Source organism: Thermotoga sp. Mc24 (genome assembly GCF_000784835.1).
In the GTDB taxonomy this organism is placed as follows: Bacteria; Thermotogota; Thermotogae; order Thermotogales; family Thermotogaceae; genus Thermotoga.
In genome coordinates, this window is record NZ_JSFH01000008.1 from 42,821 (window position 1) to 65,918 (window position 23,098).

Consider the following 23,098-nt stretch of genomic DNA (forward strand, 5'->3'; position numbering starts at 1 on the left):
AAGATGAAGCGCGTGGCGGCAGTGATCGAATACGATGGAAGTAATTTCTTTGGATATCAGGGGCAACCCGATGTCAGAACGGTTCAGGGAGTCATAGAAGACGCTCTTGAGAGGATATTCAAACAGAGAATCTACACCCAGGCAGCGGGAAGAACGGACGCCGGTGTTCATGCGAACGGTCAGCTCATCGCTTTCAACTGTCCGAACGATCGAATGACCACTGAGGACATAAAAAACGCCATGAACGCGAATCTTCCAGATGATGTTTATGTGAAAGAGGTTTTCGAGGTCTCCAAAAATTTTCATCCCCGTTTCGATGTGAAAAAAAGAATCTATCACTACTTCATCCTGACCTCGAAGCAGAAGAACGTTTTCCTCAGGAAATACGTCTGGTGGTTTCCCTACGAGCTCGATCTCGATGCGATGCGAAAAGCAGCGAAGTACCTGGAGGGTACCCATGACTTCACCTCTTTCAAGACGGGGAGTGATGAAAGAGATCCTGTGCGGACCATATACAGAATCAGAATTTTGAGGTTAAAAAACGATCTTGTTCTTATAAGAGTGGAGGGGAGATCCTTTCTGAGAAGAATGGTTCGAAACATCGTTGCCGCTCTTGTAAAAGTTGGTTTGAAGCAGTGGGAACCTGAGAAGATGAAGGAGGTGCTCGAAGCACGCGACAGGAGCGCGGCGGCTGGTACCGCACCTGCACATGGCTTGTACTTTTACAAAGTGCTGTTTTGATTCTTGCTTTCAATTACAGGATTGAGGAAAACGGAGTGCTTTACTTCCTCGGTGATGCGACGCCAACGTCGTATGAGATGGAGATCATCGAGGAATGGAAACGCCTTCCTGTGGTGACCCTTGTTTACGACGGCCCCTCTGAGTACGAAGGCGCTGTGAGAGATTTTCTCTCTGAAGAAGGAGTACTGACTGGTTCGGGAACACCCCTCATTGTCAAGATTCGAACTAAGGAAAATTACGTTGCCTTTCAGTTGATATTCGAAGAAAAGTCCGTGGATAACTTTGAAAATCTCTCAACAAAAGACACCTTCCCGGAACACTTCAGAAAAGCTATTAGGGAAATCTTTCCAGACTCTCAGCTTCCCGATGAGTTTTTCCTCGTCGTTTACAGAGATGGAAAGTTTGAAAGGAGCCTTCAACCGACTTCGACTCTTCCGGGAAGAAAAGCTCCCGTGGTGATAATTCCTCAGTGGAAAGAGAAACATACTCTGGAAATAGGAAACTACAGAAAGGTGGTTGACGAAGGGTTTTACCAGATCGGTGGGAAGATGATATACGCAGGAAGGGACATTTTCATAGAAGACGTCCCTGGACTCTACAGAAACATCGATATGGTCTTTTTGGACGGAGAAAAAGAATACATCTATCGCGATGGATTTCTTATGATGGAAGAAAAAACTCTAAAGGTCGAAGAGCCTGTTGATGTGGTTGATGGAATAGTGATCACCAGACACAGGATGGGAAGTAAAGAGATCGATGATACAATTCTGTTCAGATGGGACAATTTTGTTTTAACGGCATCGGGTTTCCTCATGGATATAAGAGGAAAATGGTCGTGGAAAGTTTCAAATACACCGGTAGAGTTTTCCTTTCAGGGTGATGTTTTCTACGTACTCGATGTGTGCGGTTTCTTGAGAAGTTACAATCTCAAAACAAGACAGCTTCTCTGGGAGAAAAAATTCGAAGGAGCCTGGGGACTGGACTCTTCTAAGGATCGGGTTTTCCTGGGTGCTGGAGACGAAGTACTCGTTTTGAACGCACAGGACGGAGAGACGATCGAAAGAATGGAAGCAGATGATTTCGCTGTGTGGAAGGGTAGACTGCTCGTTTACAAAGATGGAAAGGTAGATGGAGAGGATATGGAAGGGTTCTTCATCAGAAACTTTGGGATGCCTCTCTTCGTTTCGGGAAAGCGAGTTGTGATGTTTGGTACGGAGAAAAAGGAGTTCGAAGAAGTTGAGAAAGTGCGTCTTTTTGACTGGGGAACGGTGATAAAGGCAGGGGATGAATTGTGGCTGATAAGAAGAGATTAGACCAGCTTGTTTTAGAAAGGGGACTCGTGGAGAGCAGAGAAAAAGCGAAGACGTTAATCATGGCGGGGAAGGTCCTCGTGAACGGAGAAAAAGTCACAAAGGCCAGCAAACTCGTTCCAGAAGATGCCGATGTCGAACTCCTCGAGGAGCCAAAGTATGTGAGCAGAGGAGGGTACAAACTCGAGTCTGCCTTCGAGAGTTTCAAAATAGACGTTTCAGGGAAAGTCGCGTGCGACATAGGAGCGTCTACGGGGGGATTCACGGATTTTCTCCTCCAGTGTGGGGCAAAGAAAGTGTACGCTGTGGATGTGGGATACGGCCAGCTTCACTGGAAATTGAGAAACGACCCCCGGGTTGTTGTGATGGAAAAGGTGAACGCTCGCTATTTAACTCCTGAAGATCTAGGGGAGAAAGTGGATGTTGTAACCTGCGATGTGTCTTTCATCTCTCTGGAAAAGATCATCCCTGCCATTTCCAGGATACTGAAGAACACCGGTGATGCTGTTTTGCTCGTAAAACCTCAGTTCGAAGCTCCAAGAAGATTCGTAAAAAGGGGTATCGTAAAAGATCCTGATGTCCACCTTGAAGTACTGGGGGAAATACGAAAGAGATTAATCGAAAACGGTTTTATTTTGAAAGGATGCTGTTTTTCAAAAATCAAAGGAACGGAAGGGAACATAGAGTACTTTTTCTGGGTCAAAAAGGAAGGGGAGAACGCTGAGATAGATCTGAAAAATATTGTAGAACAAGCCTGGAGGTTTTTTGGGGAGAGGGAAAGATGAAGAAAACAGTATTTTTTCTGCTTTTAATAGCTTCTCTGTCTTTTTCAGTACCTGTTCTGCAGAACTACGATTACTTTATCCATATAAAGAATACCGGAGAGTTCTACTCGGCTTTGAAAGAACTGCCGCTCTTTGAATTTTTGTTCTCGAAAGGTGTCGGTTACGAAGAAACAGTTGTGAAATGGGTGGAAAGTCGATTGAACGATCCTGAAGAGTTCTTTCAGGGCATTTCAAACGAGATAGTGATCTGCGGAAAGGAAGATATTTCGAACCTCTTCACTCTGGATATCAACGATATTCTCTCCTTACCAGAAAAAATAGATGGATTCATAGCCTTCAAGACAACGGCTCCAGAAAGGTTCATTGAGGATTTTGCAAAGGTGATGGATCGCACCTTCATCAAAAGTGATGATCTCTTTGTTCTGGGAAACAACACACCTCTTTTCTCGAAAATATCAGGAGACTACGTCTTGATCTCTTCAACAGAGACTGTGTTCGAAAAGATAGAAGAGAGTGAAGACACGGCTGATAAACCGCTATTTGCCCGTATCAAGAAAATGAGCTTGTTTGGGAAAGAAGGCGAAGTCGAAATCGTGGGACAAGTGGAAGAATCGCACCTCACCGTTGAGATCACGCAGAAGGCCAGTCCGTTCAGGGTATCAGATAAAGAATATATTGGTAAACTACCGTATCTGGGAGATCTTTTTGCATTCACAAGCGATCCTGAACTCCTCATGTGGTTTTTCACGAATATGTTCAAAGGAAGCGATGTGGAGAAGTTTTTCAACACGATTTCTTCTGAGGGGAGCTCTATGTTTCTGGCTTCTCTGTATGAAACTCCACGGTTCGCTTTCCTGATGGAGAATAAAACGCTGGATGAGGTGACGTCCGATCTCGTCAGCCGTGGTGCGAAACTTGTGGGAGAAGAACTGCAGCTCGATGTGGGAGGTTTGCTTCTTCACTTCTTCGATTACAACGGGAAACTCGTTGTTTCATCCATAAAAAAAGTGGAATTTCTGCAGACTTTGAACAAAAAAAGACTCGAAAATCACCCGAGCTTCGTCTTTCTGGAAAAAGAAGCACCTCAAAGCGTTTTTCTCGAGGTGTTCGTTGACCTTTACACACTCTTCGATAAGCTCCTCGGATTTTCTCCAAGGTCGAGTCTTCTTCTGATAGGCTATGAGGAAGATGGTCTCATAAAATACAGATTGGAGGTAATGTGAAATGATACTCTTCGATAAGAACAAGCGCATTTTGAAAAAATACGAGAAGATGGTCTCAAAAATAAATCAAATAGAGTCCGATTTACGCTCAAAGAAAAACAGCGAGCTGATAAGACTTTCCACGGAACTGAAGGAAAAAGTGAATTCCTTTGAGAACGCCGATGAACACCTTTTTGAAGCGTTCGCCCTGGTTAGAGAAGCAGCACGAAGAACGCTCGGAATGAGGCCTTTCGATGTCCAGGTGATGGGTGGTATAGCGCTCCATGAAGGAAAAGTGGCCGAGATGAAGACCGGTGAGGGAAAAACCCTCGCCGCCACCATGCCGATTTATCTGAACGCTCTCATCGAAAAGGGTGTTCATCTGGTCACGGTCAACGACTATCTGGCCAGAAGAGATGCGCTCTGGATGGGACCCGTGTATCTCTTTCTCGGTTTGAGAGTGGGTGTGATAAATTCTCTGGGAAAGTCGTACGAGGTGGTGTGGAAAAACCCTGATCTCGCCAGAAAAGCAATAGAGGAAAACTGGAGTGTCTGGCCTGATGGGTTCAACGGAGAAGTTTTGAAAGAGGAATCTATGAACAAAGAAGCCGTTGAGGCTTTCCAGGTGGAACTCAAAGAGATAACCAGGAAGGAAGCCTATCTGTGCGACGTTACCTACGGCACGAACAACGAATTCGGCTTCGATTACCTGAGGGATAACCTCGTTCTCGATTACAACGATAAGGTGCAGAGAGGCCACTTCTACGCCATTGTGGACGAAGCCGACAGCGTACTCATAGACGAAGCAAGGACCCCACTGATCATCTCCGGTCCCTCCAAAGAGAGTCCTTCTGTGTACAGGAGATTCGCTCAGATCGCTAAGAAGTTTGTTAAAGATAAGGACTTCACGGTAGATGAAAAAGCGAGGACCATCATTCTCACCGAAGAGGGTGTGGCGAAAGCGGAGAAGATCATCGGTGTCGACAATCTCTACGATCCGGGAAACGTGTCTCTTCTCTACCATCTCATAAATGCCTTGAAAGCGCTGCACCTGTTCAAGAAGGATGTCGATTACGTCGTCATGAACGGTGAAGTTATTATCGTTGACGAGTTCACGGGAAGACTGCTACCTGGCAGACGCTACAGTGGAGGGCTCCACCAGGCTATCGAAGCCAAAGAAGGAGTACCCATAAAGGAAGAATCCATCACCTACGCGACGATTACCTTTCAGAATTACTTCAGAATGTACGAAAAGCTCGCCGGTATGACGGGAACAGCCAAAACAGAGGAAAGCGAATTCGTACAGGTTTACGGTATGGAAGTGGTGGTTATTCCCACTCACAAGCCCATGATAAGAAAGGACCACGATGATCTGGTCTTCAGGACTCAGAAAGAAAAGTACGAAAAGATCGTGGAAGAAATCGAAAAGCGCTATAAAAAAGGTCAGCCAGTTCTTGTCGGAACAACCTCCATCGAAAAGAGCGAACTTCTCAGTTCCATGCTGAAAAAGAAAGGTATCCCCCATCAAGTTTTGAACGCGAAATACCATGAAAAAGAAGCTGAGATCGTCGCCAAAGCCGGGCAAAAAGGCATGGTGACGATCGCCACCAACATGGCTGGGAGAGGAACGGATATAAAACTCGGACCGGGAGTGGCGGAACTTGGAGGACTGTGCATCATAGGAACGGAAAGACACGAGAGCAGAAGAATCGATAATCAGCTGAGAGGACGTGCCGGTAGGCAAGGAGATCCGGGAGAGTCCATCTTCTTCCTCTCTCTCGAAGACGACCTTCTGAGGATCTTCGGTGGTGAACAGATTGGAAAAGTGATGAACATACTCAAAATAGAGGAAGGACAGCCCATACAGCATCCGATGCTTTCAAAGCTCATCGAAAACATTCAGAAGAAGGTTGAGGGTATCAACTTCTCGATAAGAAAAACCTTGATGGAAATGGATGACGTCCTCGACAAACAAAGAAGAGCGGTGTACTCGCTTCGCGATCAGATCCTTCTCGAAAAAGACTACGACGAATATCTGAAGGATATCTTCGAAGATGTTGTCAGCACAAGGGTTGAGGAGTACTGTTCCGGGAAAAATTGGGATATCGAAAGCCTCAAGAATTCTCTTTCTTTCTTCCCGGCTGGTTTGTTCGACCTGGACGAAAAGCAATTCAGTTCTTCTGAAGAACTTCACGATTACCTGTTCAACAGACTTTGGGAGGAATATCAGAGAAAGAAGCAGGAAATAGGCGAGGATTACAGGAAAGTGATCAGATTCCTGATGCTCAGAATAATAGACGATCACTGGAGAAGATACCTGGAAGAGGTAGAGCACGTTAAGGAAGCCGTTCAGCTGAGGTCTTACGGTCAGAAAGATCCTATCGTTGAATTCAAAAAGGAAACGTACTACATGTTCGATGAAATGATGAGAAGAATAAACGATACGATAGCCAACTACGTCCTCAGAGTTGTTAAAGTCTCGGAAAAGGATGAAAAAGAGGCCAAAGAAGAACTTGGTAAAATAAGACTCGTGCATGAAGAATTCAATCTTGTGAACAGAGCGATGAGAAGAGCCACAGAAAAGAAAAAGAAAAAAGATGGACTGCACAGCTTTGGTAGAATAAGAGTGAAGAGGTGATGGGTATGATCAGTTTCGAAACCAAAACCAAGATAGAAGAACTTGAAAAGAAATACAAGGATGTTCTTTCGGTGGTCAACGAGGATGAAATCAACAAGGAACTCGAAGAGGTAGAGAAAAAACTCACAGATCCATCGGTATGGAATGATCAAAAAAAGGCGCGTGAGTACACCCAGAAACTGAAGAGGTTGAAGAACATCTCTGAAGATTTGAAGAGAGTGAGGTCTCTGTTCGAAGATCTGGAAGTCGCTATAGAACTTTCCGACGAGGACCAAGAAATGGCTCAGCACGTGGAAGAAATAGTCCAGGAACTGGAGGGCGCCGTCAAAAAACTGGAACTTGAAATCATTCTGAACGGAAAATACGATCCGAACAACGCTTACCTGTCGGTCCATCCAGGTGCAGGTGGTACTGAGTCCCAGGACTGGGCGCAGATGCTTCTCAGAATGTACATGAGGTGGGCAGAGAGAAAAGGTTTCGATGTTGAGATCGTAGAGCTGCAGCCAGGAGAGGAAGCCGGCATCAAGGATGCCACGATCCTCATAAAAGGTGAATACGCTTACGGTTATCTGAAATACGAATCCGGTGTTCACAGGCTGGTTAGGATCTCACCCTTTGACGCAGCCAGAAGAAGACACACTTCTTTCGCTTCTGTGAATGTGATTCCGGAGATAGATGACGATGTGGATATAGAAATCAAGCCAGAAGATTTGAAGATAGAAACCTTCAGAGCCTCTGGACACGGTGGACAGTACGTCAACAAAACCGAATCTGCCGTGAGAATCACTCACCTGCCAACTGGGATCGTGGTCTCCTGTCAAAACGAAAGATCGCAGCACCAGAACAAACAGACCGCGCTGAAGATACTCAAGGCGAAACTGTACCAGCTCGAGATGGAAAAGAAGCGAAGAGAAATACAGGAGATTCAGGGAGAACTCAAGGACATTTCCTGGGGAAACCAGATAAGATCTTATATTTTCCACCCGTACACGATGGTTAAAGATCACAGAACCGGAGTGGAAACTGCGAACGTTGACGCCGTTATGGATGGAGACATAGATATGTTCATAGAGGCCGAGCTGGTCTATTTCGCTCGTCGATCAAGTTAAACCGTATTTCTTCATCTTGTAAGACAGGGTCTTGTAGTTCATATTCAGGACTTCACATACTTTTTTTCGATTGCCCTCGTTTTCCTCGAGGGCTTTCTTTATGACCTTCTTTTCCACGAATTCAACCAGAGAATCAACGAATTCTTTCAGGTTCAAGCCTTTTATCTCATCGATTCCACTGGCGATTTTCATCGCCTGATCAACGGGATTCTCCAGAGTAATTATTTCGTAGACTTTCTCGAGAAACTCCTGCGTGTTTCCCGGCCAGTGGTACTCTATCAGGAGCTTTGTCAGATCGTCATCGATTTTCACTGTTTTTCCCTGGAATTGAAGAGATCTTATGACCCCGTCAAGCATGTAGGGTATATCCATCTTCCTTTCTCTCAAAGGCGGTATTTCGACGAAAGGGATGTTGTTTTTCGGCGTGCTGTTCATTCCCAGTATTATCTTTCTGCCACCAAGACCAGCAGGCGAGAAATCTGGAGGCACATCGTCGATGAAAACAGTGTATGAATTTATGTTCATTGGAAGATCTTCATGGTAGATGAGGGAAAGGTAATTTCCACCCGTTACAAAATCCACATACGCGTGTCTGTGAACCCCTTTCTCTGAAACAAGAGCGAAGATAGAAAAAGAATTGTAAAATTTCAAAACTCGGAACAGAATTTCCTTTATCTTGGCTCCCTGAAGCTCTGGAGTGTAGAGTAAAAGGTTGAATCTTGCTTTGATGGTTTCAAAATCCTTTCTGACAGCCGCGTACTTCAAGGCGATTTCCAGCTCTCTCAAAGACTGGACAAAAAGGGTATCCTCCAGTTCCAGGATCTTCTCACCGAAAACCACATCCCACTTTTCGGCAAGGATCTTGTCTCTGTAGTCTTCTCCTTCGTACAGATCCCAGATCACATCGTGGGATATCTCTGATATCATATCTTTGAAGGTGTTGACAATATCCTTTCTGATGAGGACCCTTAACACAGTATCAACCCCGTTGCCCGTTGCTTCCGTTTCAAATCTTACCACACGAAAGGGAGGAAAGAGGAACGGAATGGAGCTCAAAAAACTGGATGAAGGTCTTTTCTGGCCGGATTACAAAAACTCTATCGTCAATTTTTCAAATTCGATTCTCGAATTGTTCGACGAAAAACCACTACATAGGCCTTTCAGGTTCCCCAAGCGAGTTCTTGAAAACGTGAGAAAAGTGATCGTTATGGTAATAGACGGCCTCAGTTTTGAGATCTTTTCGGACACGATTCATGATGACGATGTTCAGGTTTTTCCCTGTTCGTCTGTTTTTCCAACCACCACCGCTGCTGCTCTTCCCAGTCTCTACTCTGCTCTCACACCGTTAGAACACGGCTTTTTGGGCTACATTCTTTATCTCAGAGAAGTGGGAAGCCTTGTGAACATGATAGAGATGTCTCCTCCGGGCCTTCCCAGAGACAGCGTGCTCAGGTTTCACGATTTCAAGTTCACCACTATCTTTCAGAGACTTCAGAGCAAAGTGAAGAGCTTCTTTTTTATTCCAAGGTATCTTCTGGGAACGGGTTTTTCCAGAATAATGTCCCAGGGATCGGAGCAGATCGGTTTTTCGAGTTTTGGGGATATGATCGAAAGAACTCTTGAAGTGCTTGAAAAACACGACAGAACGCTGGTTTTCATCTACTGGCCAACGTTGGATTCGATAGCGCACAAAAACGGTGTTGGAAGAGAGTACATCAGAGAGCTGAGATGGATTTACAGGATCTTGAAGTCCGAACTTCTCCGCAGGCTGAAGCAGGACACACTCTTTTTCCTTGTGAGCGACCACGGGCAGATTTCGACACCTCAAGACAACGAAATATGGTGGGATTTTTCTTCTGAAGTCATGAGGTTTCTCGACAGACCCCCCGCTGGAGAACAGAGAATGATGTTTCTTTATACGAAAAAAAAGAGAGCTTTGATAGAATATCTTAAGGAGAAATACGGAGATTTTGCCGTTTTTCTTGACACGAAAGACGTCGTCCAGCTTTTTGGAACTGGAAGAAAGCACCCAGAATTTTTCAGCAGAGTGGGAGACGCTGTTCTGATAACAAGGGAGACTTTTTCCTTTAACTACAGATACACAGGGAAGGAAGAGAGCTTGTCTGGAAGGCACGGGAGTCTTTCTTATCAGGAACTGGTGGTGCCTTTGGTAGTCTACAGGAGGTGGTAAGTTCCGTTATTTGAAGAGTCCAACCTGGGGAAAAGTGGATTACAGAACGGTTCGAGAGCTCATAAAAAAGTTCACAGAAGGATACAAATACAGCGTGTTTGTCGGGACGGACAGTGATGTGAAGGACGGGAAAGTGATATACGCCACAGCACTTGTTGTGTATCGTTTTGGGAGCGGTGCCACTTACTTTTACACGGTGTACAGGGACGGAAATGGAAAAGATCTGTATTCGAGGATCTTCAAAGAAGCGGAGATGAGTCTCGAGATGGCAAGATTCGTAGAGGAGATATTGAAGCTGGGAAAACCTGTTGTGCACCTCGACATAGGTTACGAGGGTCTCACAAAAGATCTCGTGTCCAGTGTGATAGGTTACGTGAAAGGGGTTGGATACCCCTATCAGATAAAACCTGATTCGTTCGCCGCCACGAAAATTGCGCATAAACACACCAAATAGGGAGGTATAGTTGTGAGAATTCTTCTAAGTGTCTCCAGATTCGAAGACGAACTGATCGAAATTCTCGATACACTCGATGAAACATACGAAATCTTCGCTGATAACGATTGTTTCGAGATTCTCAAAGATAGAATCCCTAGGATAAGACCGTTCGAAAGAGACGACTTCGATCTTCTTTACTTGAACTGGAAAGATTTGCCTTCTGAGAAACGAGAGGAAAAGATTCTTTCGGCCGTCGATGAGAACAGAACTCTCCTTTTCCTAAAGGCGATCAAGAATTATCGTGAAAAGCTTGTGGTGACCACCTTGGAAGATTTGAAACTCACCTTCTCTGAGATAGAAAGAGCGGGGGACGTTTCCCTTCAAACTAGGAGGTACCTTCTTCTCAAAGGGCTGGCATATTTTTTGAAAGTTCATTCCGAAGTTCTTGAGCACCTGTCTAATCTGTTTTTCATAAAGGATTGGAAAGCGATTGTCTTGGAAAGATTACAGGAAGGTATCAAAGCGCCTGTCAGTCTCCTGCCAGTGAGTGTTCCTCCAGAACTGGTTGAGGATATCGGTCTCGCTTCGCATCTAATAAGGTTCCTGCCCCAGAAAGCGTGCGTTCTGGTTAAAAATGGGAAGATCGTTTACGCTTCATTGACGGGTGATCTTCCAGAAATCGAAGGCGGTGTTTTCGCACTCAAAGGTGTGTTCAGAGGAGAGAAGAAATTTGACTTCATCGTGGCAGAGGATTTCGAAGGTGATGTGGAAGGTTTGAGAGTAAAAGACCTGCCCCCTCAAGAAGAGGGCCTCGTTCTTTTGGGAGCGTCTGGATACCTGAGAGAACCCGTTCCAACGAACAACTTCACAGAGGTGCTCTCTATGCACCCGGTTTTCGACAGCTGCGCTGTGACGAAAGAAGGAAAACTCGTCCTTCACGTTGTGGAACTGAACAGAAAAGATGTCTTGAATGCTCTTGAGAAAATTGACCTCTCGAACACGGAGGTGGCGTTCAACTTTCCCATTTCCAACGAAGCGAAAGCCGAACTGAAACAGAAGGGGGTAAAGAAGGTATCCTGGATAGACTCGAGAAGAATCTGGAGAAGGTGCTGAACTATCTTTTTGAGAATAACTGTCTTCTCTGTGGCAAGGAAGTGTCACCACTCAGATCTTTGTGTGAGAATTGTGAAGAGAAGGTCCTCAGAAAGGGACCTTCTTTTTATCGCGAAGTTCACAGAAAATACGAGCTCTTTGTGTACTCTGACTACACGGATGAAATTGAACGCATCATAAGGCTTTACAAATATCATGATGAAGTTTCTCTTTCCAGAACATTGGTGAAGCTTTTTCTGAAACTTTACAGTTATTTTCCCAGAGAAGCCAACCTCATCACATGGGTTCCTTCTTCTTTTGATTCTCTCGAGCAGAGAGGCTTCGATCACATGAGGCTTCTAGCGAAGAGAATGAGCAAAGAATTGAACATACCGTTTGACGCTGTTCTGGAAAACGTGTCAGAAGGAAGACAGGTGGAAAAGAGCAAAGAAGTGAGGAAAAGAACCGGAAGATTCATCTGTAAGAAGGATTCTCCTCAGAACGTGATACTGATAGACGATGTTTTGACGACGGGAACCAGTGTGAAAGACTGTGTGGAAACCCTTTTCAAGAACGGAGCCAGCAAAGTTTTCGTTTACGTTCTGACGAAAACTAAACGATGAGGCCTATTATCAAGTCGTTGACATTCGTTCCCGTAGGCCCTGTTATCAAGAGCGCCCCGGTTTTTTTCAGAGCGTTGTACGAATCGTTGTTCTCCAGATACTGGTAGGGGTCTTCTCCCATTGCCTTCAGCGTTTTTACCGTGTTTCCATCCACGATTCCTCCAGCTGCGTCTGTGGGACCGTCCGTTCCATCTGTTCCTATTGAACACAGGATCACTCCTTCTATCCCTTCAAGGGCTATCGCCGCTGAGAGGGCTAGCTCTTGGTTTCTTCCTCCGATGCCGTTTCCTTTCACATGAACGACCGTTTCTCCACCGAAGATCAGTGCGGCTGGTTTTTTCAGAGGTCTGTCTTTGAACTTGATCTCTTTCATGATACTCGCTATGAACCTTCCCGCTTCTCTGGCTTCGCAGTCTAGAGAAGTGGCTATTATCTCCGCACTGAATCCTTTTTCTTTTGCTAGTTTTTTTGCTTCGTCACACACCTTCTGAACATTTCCTATCAAATGTATCTCCACGTTCGATAGATGTTTCGGTGTTTCTTGAAGGATCGCTCTTTTCACCGATTCACTGATTTCTATTCCGTATTTCTTCAGAACTTTCAAAGCGTCTTCAGAGGTGGAGCTGTCCGGCCAGGCAGGACCAGATGCTATCGCGTCCAGCCTGTCACCGAGCACATCGGAAAGGGCGAGCGCTACGATTTTAGCGGGAAACACCCTCTCCGCGAATCGACCACCTTTCACTTGCGACAAGTGTTTCCTCACGGTGTTTATCTCTTCTATGTTTGCGCCACTTCTCAGGAGAGCGCTGGTTAGCTTTTGAATTTCTTCGAGAGGCACCTCTTCCACAGGCAACTCGAAGAGGGAGGAACCTCCTCCAGAAAGAAGAAAAAGGACTGCGTCGTTCTCATTCAGCTGATCAACAAGTTCTAAGACTCTCCTGGTGGCTTTTATGGTGTTTTCATCGGGAACCGGATGACCTGCCTCGTAGATTTCAAAGTCATCTATCGGTCCTTCGCTGTGGCCGTACTTTGTTACAACCACACCTTTTCTTATCTTCTCTCCGAGAATTTCATAAGCAGCTTTTGCCATTCGCCACGCTGCTTTTCCAACGGCAACGAGAATCACTTGATCGAGTTTCAAATTCGGTAGCGCTTCTTTCACCGCTCTGTCAGGAAGAACCGATTCTATGGATTTTTTGACTATTTCTATCGCTAATTTCTTCAAGGATTCAGGATCAAACAATACGTATCCTCCTCTCTTTTTTGTATCACAGGTTCTCTTTTGAATATCTCCCGGGCTGTGAGGTACGCGTGTGACAGAGCTATTCCCAGATCTACGGGCCTCTCCGAAGAGACGCAGAGTTCACCACCGGTGTATTTGATTTCCCACGGCTGTCTGTTCAGGGCAGACGGTGACAATATCGTCATCTCAACGATCTTTACGACCTCGGGTGGAAGCTCTTCCAGGTCGTTTTCGAGAAAGGAGGTGATGGGTCTTCTCTTTCTGGTGAAATTTCTGGTCCTGGGGTATCCGAAGACGATGATGTAAGGAACGTCCGGATGGGGTGAGCGAGCCATCCAGCACGTTCCAAAACCCTGTGCTGTGAGAAAAAGGACTATTTGTTCTCCCTGAAAACCGTATTCGACGAGTTCGTCAAAATGTTTTTCAGCTTTTGCGTAAATGTAACTTGGAAATGAGGAAAGATTCATTTTCCAGTCCAGTTTTTTCGTGATAAACTTTACTAAAAGATTTTCAATATCATCTCTTATTCTCTCCGGCACTTTCTTTTCCAAAAAATCCCGCACTGAGTGCCTGTTTTTGATTGATTCAAAGATGTCCATCTCTACCACCTCCGGGGGTGAGCGACGTGAGAAAATCACTGGCTTTTTTGATTGTTTCTGTTCTGCTTTCAATTTCTTTTGGATCTTTCCTGTATCTTGTGCCGCTCTCGGTGGATTTTCCCGAGGAACTCTACGAGAGCACGGGAACCAGGTCGTTCCTTGTGAAATATTTTACTCTTTTCGAAGACGAATTCCAAAAGGGAATCGTTTTTTCTGGATGGATCTTTTCACCGAGCGATCAAGCCACAGCCACCGTGGAAGTGAAGCTCGAGGGTGAAAAAGAGCAGCACAGCTTCTCTGTGGAAACGAAGCGGGAGGGTTTTTACCTCGTGATCCCTCCACACCTTCTGGTGTTTCCAAAGGATTTGAAGGTCTTCATTGGAAAATACGAAGTGGGGGGTGAGCCTCGTTGATAGAGATGATCACCCATTTAACGGCTGCTGCGCTCCTTTTCTTCTTCGTCGTTATCGTGAGAAAGTACACGAGGAACTTGGGGAGTTATTTTCTGGAACTCGGAGTTTCCATCATAACAGGGGGACTTTTGTTGGCGGAGATCAACGAGACATTTGGATATAACATCATACTTGTTGGGATAGTAGTTACCTTTTTTGGTGTAACAAGAATCTTCAAGAGATTAAAAGAAATAGCCATAAAAGACCACCTCACGGGGCTTTATACGAGGTACTACTTTTTTGAAGAGTGGCTCCCGAGGGAAATGGAAAGGCAAAAAAGAAAGAATGGAAAAGGCATCTCCTTTCTCATCATCGATCTAGACGATTTCAAAACCATCAACGATAAGTATTCTCACAGAATGGGCGACAAACTTTTGAAGTACGTTGCAAATGAGATCATCAAGAACATCAGGAAAACCGATTGTGCGGTCAGATTCGGTGGAGACGAAATTCTTATTGCTTTCCCGGATACCGACAAAAAAACTGTTGAAAACATTGTGAAAAGACTTGAGAAAAAATTAATTTTCAACCCTGTGGGACTCCCGGTAGAATTTTCTTATGGAATAGAGACCTGGAAACCCGGTGAAAATGTGGAAGGAATTGTTCAAAACGCAGATCTTCAGATGTACGCTCTGAAGAACCTGAAAAAGCAAAAGCGCGTTCTGACGGAAGAGCCAGAGGTTGACTAACTCAAAATTTTAAGGTAATATATTCAATGCGGTGGGAGCGTAGCTCAGGGGGAGAGCGCCTGCCTTACAAGCAGGAGGTCGTAGGTTCAAGTCCTGCCGCTCCCACCAGAGATGTTAGGTGGCCAGGTAGCTCAGTTGGTAGAGCACTGGACTGAAAATCCAGGTGTCGGCGGTTCGATTCCGCCCCTGGCCACCAGCTCGTACCGTTGAAACCTGGATTTTCAGCTCGGTCATTTTGACTGACCGGGCTTTTTGTTTTAAAGATCCAGATTTTCTTAAAAACAGGGGTTGAACATACTTCATGCTCATGCTATAATCTTCTTCGGCGCGTCTGAACTGGTCTTTTCAAAGGAAAAGGATTGTGTTATAATATAAAGACGAGGTGGGGCCGTAGCTCAGCTGGGAGAGCGCTACCATGGCACGGTAGAGGTCGTGGGTTCAAGTCCCATCGGCTCCACCAGCGGGGGCCCCCGTAGTTCAACGGATAGAACGGCGGATTCCTAATCCGCAAATGGAGGTTCGACTCCTCCCGGGGGCACCACTCCCGGAAGGAATATGTGGTGGGCCGTTAGCTCAATAGGTAGAGCACCTGATTCTTAATCAGGGGGTTGCAGGTTCGAGTCCTGCACGGCCCACCAGATTTCATTAAAAAAGTAAGTGGAGGCCAGCCCGGCTTCCCACCCTGGGGCAGAAGGCTACCAGGGTAAATATCCCTGAAAGATTCAGCTTCGAGGGGAAGCGGGCTTTTTGCCCGCTATTTTTTATAGTGTAAGGAGGCGATAGATATCGGTGTAAACACGGATCTTCCGAGAAACGAGCAGATAAAAGTTCCAAAAGTCAAAGTGGTGGACGAAAATGGGAAGATGATAGGTGTCATGCCAACCAGAAAAGCTCTGGAACTTGCAAGGGAGAAGGGGCTTGACCTTGTTCTCGTTGCTCCCAACGAGAATCCACCTGTTGCCAAAATTATGGACTACGGAAAGTACAAGTACCAGCTCACAAAGAAACAGAAAGAAAGCAAGAAAAAAACCGTTCAGTTGAAGCAAATGAAGTTCCGTCTGAATATCGATGAGCACGACTATCAAACCAAGGTGAAGCATATAAGGAGATTCCTGGAAGATGGTCACAAAGTCAGGGTGGTTGTGATGTTTATAGGAAGAGAAATGATGTTCGCAGAAAAGGGTAAAGAAATCTTGGAAAGAGTTATCAAAGACACTGAGGATCTGGCTACGGTGGAAAGTCCTCCCAAGATGGAAGGAAGAGACATGTGGATGGTGCTGAAACCCAAAAATTCGTGAAGGAGGTCCTGGATATGCCGAAGGTGAAAACAAACAGGAGTGCCGCAAAGAGATTCAGGATAACAAAGAACGGTAAGATAATGAGAAATCACGCTTACAGAAGTCATAAAACGGGAAAGAAAAGAAGAAATGCCCTCAGGGAACTGAGGAAGAAAGACGTTGTGTCCAGCGCTGACGAATACAGAGTTCTCAGACTTCTTGGGAAAAAGTGAGGAGGGATAAATCATGCGCGTAAAAAGAGCTGTACACGCGAAAAAGAAGAGAAAGAAATATTTGAAGGCTGCCAAGGGATACAGAGGAGCTCTCAGCAGAAGGTACAAGCTCGCCAAGCAGATGTATGTAAGATCGAAATGGTACTCCTATGTTGGAAGAAAACTGAAGAAGAGAGATATGAGAAAACTCTGGATCACAAGAATCAACATCGCTGCGAGAAACGAAGGACTCAAATACAGCGAGCTCATTCACGGTTTGAAGCTTGCCGGTGTTTCCATAAACAGAAAGATGCTCTCTGAACTCGCAGTGAACGATCCTGAAGCTTTCAAAGAATACGTGAAGATAGCGAAAGAAGCTCTCGCATCCTGAGGTGTTGAGAATGGAAAAAACGAAGAAGATAGCTGTGATGAGTGGTAAAGGTGGCGTTGGAAAAACTACTGTAGCGGTGAACCTTGCTGTTGCACTGGCGGCTGAGGGTTACCAGGTTGGTCTTCTCGATCTCGACCTCCACGGACCAAACGTTCAAAGGATGCTCGGTGTTTCTCTGCCACCTTCCGAAGGTGAAAAGATCGTTCCAGCAAAGTATGGAGATTCTTTGAAAGTCTTTTCATTAGCAATGATTCTCCAGGAAGGTGCTCCCGTCATATGGAGAGGTCCTCTCAAACACAAGGCGATTGAACAGCTCACAAGAGATGTAGAATGGGGTGACCTCGACTACCTGATCTGTGACCTTCCACCGGGAACAGGGGACGAAGCGCTTTCCACCTTTCAAATAATAAAACCTGACGCTGTGATAGTCGTTTCCACTCCTCAAAAAGTGGCTGGAGACGATGTGAGAAGAGCGATAAACTTTGTCAAAAGATTGAGTGGAAAGATACTCGGACTGGTGGAAAACATGTCCTATCTGGTCTGCCCAAACTGTGGTGAGAAGATATACGTTTTTGGAAAGGGAGAGACAGAAAAACTGGCAGAAGAATTTGGTATCCCTCTTCTTGCCAGGATACCCATGGATCCAGAGGTGGTTTCCCTCTCAGACGAAGGAAGGCCTGCGGTGGTTTATAAGAGAGGAACCACAATAGAAGAAGAATTCAAGAAGATCGTCGAGAAAGTACTTTCTCTGTGACCACAGAGTTCTTTCCAAGAGTTTTTGCCAGGTAGAGGGCCTCATCGGCCCTTTTTATTGTTTCAAAGGGGTCCTCGCCGTTTTTGTATTCTGCCACTCCAAAACTCAGAGTGATGTGATAGGTGTTCTCTGGATCTTCCATAACGGCCTTTCTCAGCTTCTCTGCTACAATCTTTGCCTCTTCCAGGGAAGTTCCCGGGAGAGCTATAATGAACTCTTCCCCTCCGTATCTTCCCACAAGATCGCTCTTTCTCAAAACGGACTTCATCTTTCTTCCCAGCCAGCCGAGAGTTTTGTCACCCGCAACGTGTCCAAATTGATCGTTTATCTTTTTGAAGTCATCGGCATCGCACATAATGATGGAAAGGGGAGATTTATACCTCGAAGATTTGTACGCCTCTTCCTCAAGACGTTCCATGAAGTACCACCTGGACAGAACTCCCGTGAGAGGATCCTTCATACTTCTGTCTCTGTAGAGACGTTCTCTGAGAATGGTGGTGAGAATGTTTCCAAATTGTTCGAGCGTTTCCACCAGCTCCCAGGCTGTCTTTTCGTCACATTCAAGGTTGGTCTCGACACCAACGATCATGTCGTGCTTCATATCGAGATGGAAGGACATGACCGTTCTGAAGGGTGAAATTTCGAGGAAGTCCTTCTCCATAGGTGGAGTGATTGGAGATGTTGAATATTCTTCCATCACCTTTTTCGTTGTTCTCTCAATTATTCGAATTGAAAAAACTTCGTATGGAATTACTTCTGAAAGCCTTGCCGAAGCAAACTCCATCATATCAGAAAATTCCTTTTCTGTTTCTATGAAACCCAGCAATAGATAAAACGGTGCTTTTTTCTCTTCAATTTGAGTTTTTTCTTCCACTTCCAGCTTGACCGAAACTTCTCTCAAGCCTATCAGGTTGTAAACAAAAATCGCCCTTCTGAGATAACGCTTGGCTTTGAAGTTTTCTCCAAGGGCACTGTAGAATTTGTAAAAGGTTTCATAAACCAGAGCGAGTGTGAGATTTGAAGAGTTTTCGACGTTTTCCCTTTCAAGTTCGAGCAGAAAATCTTCGAAGCCTTCTGGATCCAATTTTGCTAACCTTTCTGTAAAAACGTAAGCGATTTCTTCGTTGAAGAATTTCTGAGGAGTTTCAAGCCTTTCTTTCCAGATTTTCAAGAGCTCTGAATCGTCTTTTGCAAGAACCAGCCTCTTGAGAAAATCGAATCCGAATCTATCGAACTCGGGTTCATCCTTTTCCAGAAGACTTTTAGCGGATTCAACGTCTCCAGAAAACAGATAGTTAATGACCAGTCCTCTGAGTGCTCTTCTTTCTATTCCGTGTCTTTCTTCCAGTTCGAGTTCTGTTCTGAAGACTTCTTCTGCTTTTTGGAAATCTTTCTTGTGGATGTAGTAGAGCCCTTCGAGAAAGTAGGTGTAAGAAAGGATGGGCATGTCTTCAAAGAGCCTTGCCTGTTTTCTCAGTCTTTCAAGCTGGACGAGGAAGTTCGTTATTTTTCCCTCGTAGAGCAAGCTCCATGTCAAATTGCTTTCGTCCACGATGGAAAGTGATGGGTCTATTTTTCTTGAAAGCTCTAAAGAGTGATGGAAGTAGTAGTTGCTCATCGCTCTCGTTCTTGAAAGAACTCCCAAAGCTCTGTAACCCATCACTTGAAGGTCGAGGAAACCTTCCGAGGTGGCAATGTTCATCATCTCTTTCAGTGCTTCCCGATCTTCAGTTGAAGAAAAGAGATCGTAGAGAAGATGAGCCTTCAGATAAAGCCTTTCTCTTGTGGAGAAGTTTTTCTCTTTGAGCTCTCTTTTGATGGTGTTGAGAATTTCCTGAGGGGCTTTCTTTCCCGCTCTTATGTGAAAACGGGAAAGAACGACGAGATTGTATAGATCATAATAAGACAGCGAGCCTTTTTGCAAGATTGAGTTGATATCTGCTTCTCCGAGAGTTTTGAACCTTCGAAAGTGGAAGTTCTCCTTTTCTGTACCCAGAGGATCTATCCTGAAAACGAGCTTCATCTTCAAGCTTTCTATGGAATAATAGGGCTTTTCGAAAAACTCTTCCAGTCTTCTCAGGTATTCAATGAGCGATCTGGTCTTTTCATAATCCCAGAAGTGCTTTCTCACGTATCTCAGCACGTAGAAAAACTTTAATTTTGGGTCTTCCAGAGATAGAGCGTGTTTTATTGCGAGGTCGTCCGGGAGATTTTCGAACAGTTTTTCGTGGAGATTTTTCTTTTTGTTCTCTGAAAGCTTGTTGTAGTAGTATTTCCAGAATTCTCTAAGTGCGAATCTGTAGAGTCCTTCTTCTGTCGTTATCACACCAGAATCATATGCGGACATCAAAGTGTCATGGTAGTCTTTTCCGGTTATCTTTTCAAGAACCCTCAATTCGCTTCCGGTGAACTTCTGTCCCAGAACGCTCAGTTCTCTGATTTCTGCGGAATCCAGCTCTCGAAGAAGAGGTTTTAAGATTCCAACGATGTTTTCTCTGAGATTGGATTTGTTGAAGAATTTCAACAATTCTACCATGTATCCCGGTAATCCCTTGCTGAGACTGTGAATCAACTTAACTTGATCCTCGCTGATTTTTCCAATCGCTCTCTCAAGAAAGATACGAGTTTCCTCAACTGTGAAAGGAGAGAGCCTGTACACCTTGTGGAAGAATTGAAAAGCCTTTGTAGAAGTTGTTAGAACGATTATTTTGGTGATAGTGGAGAGTCCGGAAAACTCCTCGAGAAACGATAACAAGTCTGAACCTTCAAACAAGTCGTCGATCAAGATCACCTTTTTTTGACCGTCGTCGAGTTTGGTGAGAAGATCGAGTTCGTCTGAAGCATCGTACCATACACGGAGATCTTCAAGAGATGAGATCTGGTGAATCATATATCCTCTTTCTCTCAATTCATCGACCAGAACAGACGCGAGTTTCGTTTTTCCCACCCTCTGTTCACCTGTGATCAGAATGAAGAGAGGAAATTTTTGGGAAGTTTCTATGTCTCTTTTTATCAGTTCTTCTTCTTTCCTGTGAATGTAGGGAATTCTGATCTCTCTGGAGTCGAACGAGGGCTCTCTGGTCTCCAGATGAGGTTCTATTCCGTGGATTTTCAAAAAACGCCTGCACACTTCTTCGGTTGCCCGGGAAGATCTCTCTGGAGAAAAAACAACGCCCTTCACATCGTCCGGAATGTTCGAGATGAGTGCAGGGATCAAAAAAACTCCGTCGTTCACCAGTATGTCGTCCATCCCGAGCGCGGGAATAGTGACGCCCACTTTCGAGAGAAAGAGAAACAGCTTGAGAAGCTGCTTTGCGACCTGATCGCTCAGATTTTCGAGAGGTGCGAGGTTGTGGTAGTAGGGATAGAACAGCAGGAACTTCCCATCAGAGATTTTCAACCTTTCAGGCAGAAGAACGTTTGGCAGCCTGAGCCGTTTCAATTTCGCGTATTCGTTGAAGAAGAAAGATCTATCCACGGAGGCTTTTACGATTTTCAAAACTTGATCTTCACCGTCATCTTCTATGAGAAATTCATCCCCCCAGTACGTCTCTCTCAGAAATTTTTTCACTCTCATTTTCCACACCTTCTCTGAACTTCTTCAAGAGATGATTTATAACCCTGGGAATCACTTCTCCTATTTTCTCCCCCTCAAAAGATACACCTGCTGCTCTTGGATGACCTCCTCCTCCAAGCTCAAAGGCAACTTCGTTGACGTTGAACCAGTCTTTTGATCTCATGCTGACATGTATTTTACCGCGTGGAAACTCCATGAAGAGCACAGCCACTTCCACGCCTCTTATGGAACGAAGCTCACCGACGAATCCCGCACTGTCTTCATCGGTGCAGTTGTGTCTGAGATAGGTGTCGTAATCGATGTAGGAATATGCGATCTTTCCATTTTCAAGCAGCTGGAGTCTTTCAAGGACTTCAGCAAACAGTTTGAACTGTTCGAATCTCTTGTTCTCCAGGATCTCTTTGGCAACGAAATGTGCATCTGCTCCCATCTTCACCAGTTTGTAAGCGTCTTCGAACACTCTGACATCTGCGTTGGAGTGCCTGAAGAACCCTGTGTCGGTTGCGATCCCAAGGTAGTTCAAAGTGGCAAGGTTCGAATCGTACTCTACACCAAGCGCCATGTTGATTCTGAATATCATCTGAGCGGTGGCTGCGAAGGACGGATCCACCCAGTTCCAGTTCCCGAAATTCGTGTTCGTTGAGTGGTGATCGATCACAACAGAAGGAACCTTATCCAGGAGATTCTGAAACTTTCCGATTCTGTCGGAAGAGGAAGCATCGACCACCACAAGAAGCTCTGGATCAAAATTCAGATTCTCTTCTATTTTATCTATGTGAGGGAATTTCTCGAATACGTAAGGAATTTTGTAATCTACAGCAGCCTTCACTTCTTTTCCTAATTTTTCCAGTCCGAGTGTGAGGCTCAGAACGGAACTCACACAATCACCATCGGGCATTATGTGTCCTACAACGAGTATTTTATCGTGTCGGGAAAGCACTTTGACGATCTCGTCCACTTAGAACACCTCCACTGTAGTGGTGAGAGCTTTTTCTATTTTACCCTGTGCCATTTTCGTTGTTCTCACCACTTCTTCGTGTGACAGTCTTCCGTGGGTGATACCGGCTGCCATGTTCGTCACACAGGAGAATACAACCACCTTGAGCCCGCAATGTTTTGCAGCGATCACTTCCGGAACGGTTGACATTCCAACAAGATCGGCTCCGAGCTTTTCAAAGGCGCGTATTTCAGCTGGCGTCTCGTAACTTGGTCCAAGAACACCGATGTAAACCCCCTCCTTCAGTCTGAGTCTTTCCTGGATTTTCCTCGCCCATTCAGGATCAGCAACCGAGGACATATCAGGAAACCTCGGACCTATCCTTTCGTCGTTTGACCCTCTGAGAGGATTTCTGAACATGAAGTTTATTATGTCTCTCACCAGAATGATTTCTCCAGGTTTGAACTCCGGGTTTATCGCACCGGCAGCGTTTGTTACGACGACACCTCTCACTCCCACGTATTTTGCCACATACACGGGAAAAGCCACCGTTGCTGGATCGTGACCCTCATAAAGGTGAAACCTTCCTGCCATGATCATAACAGGCCTGTCGCTTATTCTTCCAAAAACAAGTTTCCCGCTGTGGCCTTCCACAGTAGGTTGTGGGAAGTGAGGAATATCTTTATAATCTATAGTAACAGGGTCTTCCACTTTTTCTATGAAAGACCCAAAACCGGATCCCAGGATGATCAAAATGTCCGGTGAAAGGTTCGTTCTTTCACTTATAAACGTCCTTGCTTCTTCGATCTTTTTCATCATAACTTGTGATCACCTCCACGT

The 23,098-nt window shown here is 45.2% G+C and carries 22 protein-coding genes and 5 tRNA genes; 21 read left to right on the forward strand and 6 right to left on the reverse strand.

Annotated features, from left to right (window positions below):
- The first annotated feature begins 3 nt into the window (after positions 1-3).
- From truA to prfB, 6 genes are read left to right on the forward strand one after another with little or no spacing between them, the layout of a single operon-like run.
- Positions 4-741, forward strand: coding sequence for a tRNA pseudouridine(38-40) synthase TruA (gene truA / locus MC24_RS03690; RefSeq protein ID WP_008194815.1), 738 nt, complete (start codon positions 4-6; stop codon positions 739-741).
- A 35-nt stretch (positions 742-776) separates the two neighbouring features.
- Positions 777-2,054, forward strand: a complete 1,278-nt coding sequence (locus MC24_RS03695; RefSeq protein ID WP_235280296.1) for a PQQ-binding-like beta-propeller repeat protein — start codon at positions 777-779, stop codon at positions 2,052-2,054.
- Positions 2,033-2,836 (forward strand): TlyA family RNA methyltransferase, encoded by an 804-nt coding sequence (locus MC24_RS03700; RefSeq protein WP_038052648.1) that lies wholly within the window; start codon positions 2,033-2,035, stop codon positions 2,834-2,836. The genes MC24_RS03695 and MC24_RS03700 overlap by 22 nt, the downstream gene beginning before the upstream one ends.
- Entirely contained in the window at positions 2,833-4,059 is a 1,227-nt protein-coding gene (locus MC24_RS03705; RefSeq protein WP_038052651.1) for a hypothetical protein, read from the forward strand. The genes MC24_RS03700 and MC24_RS03705 overlap by 4 nt, the downstream gene beginning before the upstream one ends.
- Position 4,060: 1 nt before the next feature.
- A complete protein-coding gene (gene secA / locus MC24_RS03710) occupies positions 4,061-6,676 on the forward strand; it encodes a preprotein translocase subunit SecA (RefSeq protein ID WP_038052654.1) in 2,616 nt (871 codons plus the stop codon).
- Positions 6,677-6,681: 5 nt separating this feature from the next.
- Positions 6,682-7,785, forward strand: a complete 1,104-nt coding sequence (gene prfB, locus MC24_RS03715; protein WP_008194827.1) for a peptide chain release factor 2 — start codon at positions 6,682-6,684, stop codon at positions 7,783-7,785.
- On the opposite strand, the gene MC24_RS03720 is transcribed toward prfB, so the two are convergent.
- Positions 7,777-8,712, reverse strand: coding sequence for a helix-turn-helix domain-containing protein (locus MC24_RS03720; RefSeq protein ID WP_156105044.1), 936 nt, complete (start codon positions 8,710-8,712; stop codon positions 7,777-7,779). The two genes, prfB and MC24_RS03720, sit on opposite strands and share 9 nt — an antisense overlap.
- 118 nt (positions 8,713-8,830) lie before the next feature.
- On the opposite strand from MC24_RS03720, the gene MC24_RS03725 reads away from it, so the two are divergent.
- The 4 genes from MC24_RS03725 to MC24_RS03740 are packed head-to-tail and all read left to right on the forward strand — an operon-like array spanning position 8,831 to position 12,127.
- Complete coding sequence (locus MC24_RS03725) at positions 8,831-9,976, forward strand: alkaline phosphatase family protein (protein ID WP_038052657.1); 1,146 nt, start codon at positions 8,831-8,833, stop codon at positions 9,974-9,976.
- Positions 9,977-9,986: 10 nt separating this feature from the next.
- Complete coding sequence (locus MC24_RS03730; RefSeq protein WP_004082010.1) at positions 9,987-10,430, forward strand: ribonuclease H-like YkuK family protein; 444 nt, start codon at positions 9,987-9,989, stop codon at positions 10,428-10,430.
- Between the two features lie 12 nt (positions 10,431-10,442).
- Positions 10,443-11,525 carry a hypothetical protein gene (locus MC24_RS03735; RefSeq protein WP_038052661.1) on the forward strand — a complete coding sequence of 361 codons (1,083 nt, stop codon included), beginning with the start codon at positions 10,443-10,445 and terminating at the stop codon, positions 11,523-11,525.
- Positions 11,519-12,127: a ComF family protein gene (locus MC24_RS03740; protein WP_038052664.1), complete on the forward strand. Its 609-nt coding sequence runs from the start codon at positions 11,519-11,521 to the stop codon at positions 12,125-12,127. Before MC24_RS03735 ends, MC24_RS03740 begins: the two co-directional genes overlap by 7 nt.
- Here the strand turns inward: MC24_RS03740 and MC24_RS03745 are convergent.
- Positions 12,117-13,370, reverse strand: a complete 1,254-nt coding sequence (locus tag MC24_RS03745; RefSeq protein ID WP_038052668.1) for a glycerate kinase type-2 family protein — start codon at positions 13,368-13,370, stop codon at positions 12,117-12,119. The genes MC24_RS03740 and MC24_RS03745 overlap by 11 nt on opposite strands.
- Complete coding sequence (locus MC24_RS03750; protein WP_038052672.1) at positions 13,349-13,969, reverse strand: nitroreductase family protein; 621 nt, start codon at positions 13,967-13,969, stop codon at positions 13,349-13,351. The genes MC24_RS03745 and MC24_RS03750 overlap by 22 nt, the downstream gene beginning before the upstream one ends.
- Positions 13,970-13,995: 26 nt before the next feature.
- On the opposite strand from MC24_RS03750, the gene MC24_RS03755 reads away from it, so the two are divergent.
- From MC24_RS03755 to MC24_RS03805, 11 genes are all read left to right on the forward strand, one after another.
- Complete coding sequence (locus tag MC24_RS03755; RefSeq protein ID WP_038052674.1) at positions 13,996-14,382, forward strand: hypothetical protein; 387 nt, start codon at positions 13,996-13,998, stop codon at positions 14,380-14,382.
- A 5-nt stretch (positions 14,383-14,387) separates the two neighbouring features.
- Positions 14,388-15,110, forward strand: coding sequence for a GGDEF domain-containing protein (locus MC24_RS03760; protein ID WP_038052806.1), 723 nt, complete (start codon positions 14,388-14,390; stop codon positions 15,108-15,110).
- A gap of 33 nt (positions 15,111-15,143) precedes the next feature.
- A tRNA-Val gene (locus MC24_RS03765) sits at positions 15,144-15,218 on the forward strand.
- 12 nt (positions 15,219-15,230) lie between these two features.
- Positions 15,231-15,306, forward strand: a tRNA-Phe gene (locus tag MC24_RS03770).
- A 188-nt stretch (positions 15,307-15,494) separates the two neighbouring features.
- Positions 15,495-15,570 (forward strand) — tRNA-Ala (locus tag MC24_RS03775).
- A 6-nt stretch (positions 15,571-15,576) separates the two neighbouring features.
- Positions 15,577-15,651 (forward strand) — tRNA-Arg (locus MC24_RS03780).
- 21 nt (positions 15,652-15,672) lie between these two features.
- Positions 15,673-15,748, forward strand: a tRNA-Lys gene (locus tag MC24_RS03785).
- Between the two features lie 207 nt (positions 15,749-15,955).
- A complete protein-coding gene (gene infC, locus MC24_RS03790) occupies positions 15,956-16,408 on the forward strand; it encodes a translation initiation factor IF-3 (RefSeq protein ID WP_443080237.1) in 453 nt (150 codons plus the stop codon).
- Between the two features lie 14 nt (positions 16,409-16,422).
- On the forward strand, positions 16,423-16,620 hold the full coding sequence (rpmI, locus tag MC24_RS03795; protein ID WP_038034634.1) for a 50S ribosomal protein L35: 198 nt from the start codon (positions 16,423-16,425) through the stop codon (positions 16,618-16,620).
- Positions 16,621-16,633: 13 nt separating this feature from the next.
- Positions 16,634-16,990, forward strand: coding sequence for a 50S ribosomal protein L20 (gene rplT / locus MC24_RS03800; protein WP_038052677.1), 357 nt, complete (start codon positions 16,634-16,636; stop codon positions 16,988-16,990).
- Positions 16,991-17,000: 10 nt separating this feature from the next.
- Complete coding sequence (locus tag MC24_RS03805; protein WP_012311025.1) at positions 17,001-17,744, forward strand: Mrp/NBP35 family ATP-binding protein; 744 nt, start codon at positions 17,001-17,003, stop codon at positions 17,742-17,744.
- Here MC24_RS03805 and MC24_RS03810 read toward each other — a convergent pair.
- The 3 genes from MC24_RS03810 to MC24_RS03820 are packed head-to-tail and all read right to left on the reverse strand — an operon-like array spanning position 17,710 to position 23,077.
- On the reverse strand, positions 17,710-21,321 hold the full coding sequence (locus MC24_RS03810; RefSeq protein WP_038052680.1) for a diguanylate cyclase: 3,612 nt from the start codon (positions 21,319-21,321) through the stop codon (positions 17,710-17,712). The two genes, MC24_RS03805 and MC24_RS03810, sit on opposite strands and share 35 nt — an antisense overlap.
- A complete protein-coding gene (locus MC24_RS03815) occupies positions 21,278-22,279 on the reverse strand; it encodes a DHH family phosphoesterase (protein ID WP_038052684.1) in 1,002 nt (333 codons plus the stop codon). Before MC24_RS03815 ends, MC24_RS03810 begins: the two co-directional genes overlap by 44 nt.
- A complete protein-coding gene (locus MC24_RS03820; protein WP_038052687.1) occupies positions 22,280-23,077 on the reverse strand; it encodes a purine nucleoside phosphorylase I, inosine and guanosine-specific in 798 nt (265 codons plus the stop codon).
- Between the last annotated feature and the right edge of the window lie 21 nt (positions 23,078-23,098).

Excerpts from the sequence above, each read along its gene's own strand:
- truA (WP_008194815.1), top strand. The coding sequence starts at position 4 with ATGAAGCGCGTGGCGGCAGTGATCGAATACGATGGAAGTAATTTCTTT.
- MC24_RS03705 (WP_038052651.1), top strand. The coding sequence starts at position 2,833 with ATGAAGAAAACAGTATTTTTTCTGCTTTTAATAGCTTCTCTGTCTTTT.
- secA (WP_038052654.1), top strand. The coding sequence starts at position 4,061 with ATGATACTCTTCGATAAGAACAAGCGCATTTTGAAAAAATACGAGAAG.
- prfB (WP_008194827.1), top strand. The coding sequence starts at position 6,682 with ATGATCAGTTTCGAAACCAAAACCAAGATAGAAGAACTTGAAAAGAAA.
- MC24_RS03720 (WP_156105044.1), bottom strand. The coding sequence starts at position 8,712 with ATGATATCAGAGATATCCCACGATGTGATCTGGGATCTGTACGAAGGA.
- MC24_RS03725 (WP_038052657.1), top strand. The coding sequence starts at position 8,831 with ATGGAGCTCAAAAAACTGGATGAAGGTCTTTTCTGGCCGGATTACAAA.
- MC24_RS03750 (WP_038052672.1), bottom strand. The coding sequence starts at position 13,969 with ATGGACATCTTTGAATCAATCAAAAACAGGCACTCAGTGCGGGATTTT.
- MC24_RS03760 (WP_038052806.1), top strand. The coding sequence starts at position 14,388 with ATGATCACCCATTTAACGGCTGCTGCGCTCCTTTTCTTCTTCGTCGTT.
- rpmI (WP_038034634.1), top strand. The coding sequence starts at position 16,423 with ATGCCGAAGGTGAAAACAAACAGGAGTGCCGCAAAGAGATTCAGGATA.
- rplT (WP_038052677.1), top strand. The coding sequence starts at position 16,634 with ATGCGCGTAAAAAGAGCTGTACACGCGAAAAAGAAGAGAAAGAAATAT.
- MC24_RS03805 (WP_012311025.1), top strand. The coding sequence starts at position 17,001 with ATGGAAAAAACGAAGAAGATAGCTGTGATGAGTGGTAAAGGTGGCGTT.
- MC24_RS03810 (WP_038052680.1), bottom strand. The coding sequence starts at position 21,321 with ATGAGAGTGAAAAAATTTCTGAGAGAGACGTACTGGGGGGATGAATTT.
- MC24_RS03820 (WP_038052687.1), bottom strand. The coding sequence starts at position 23,077 with ATGATGAAAAAGATCGAAGAAGCAAGGACGTTTATAAGTGAAAGAACG.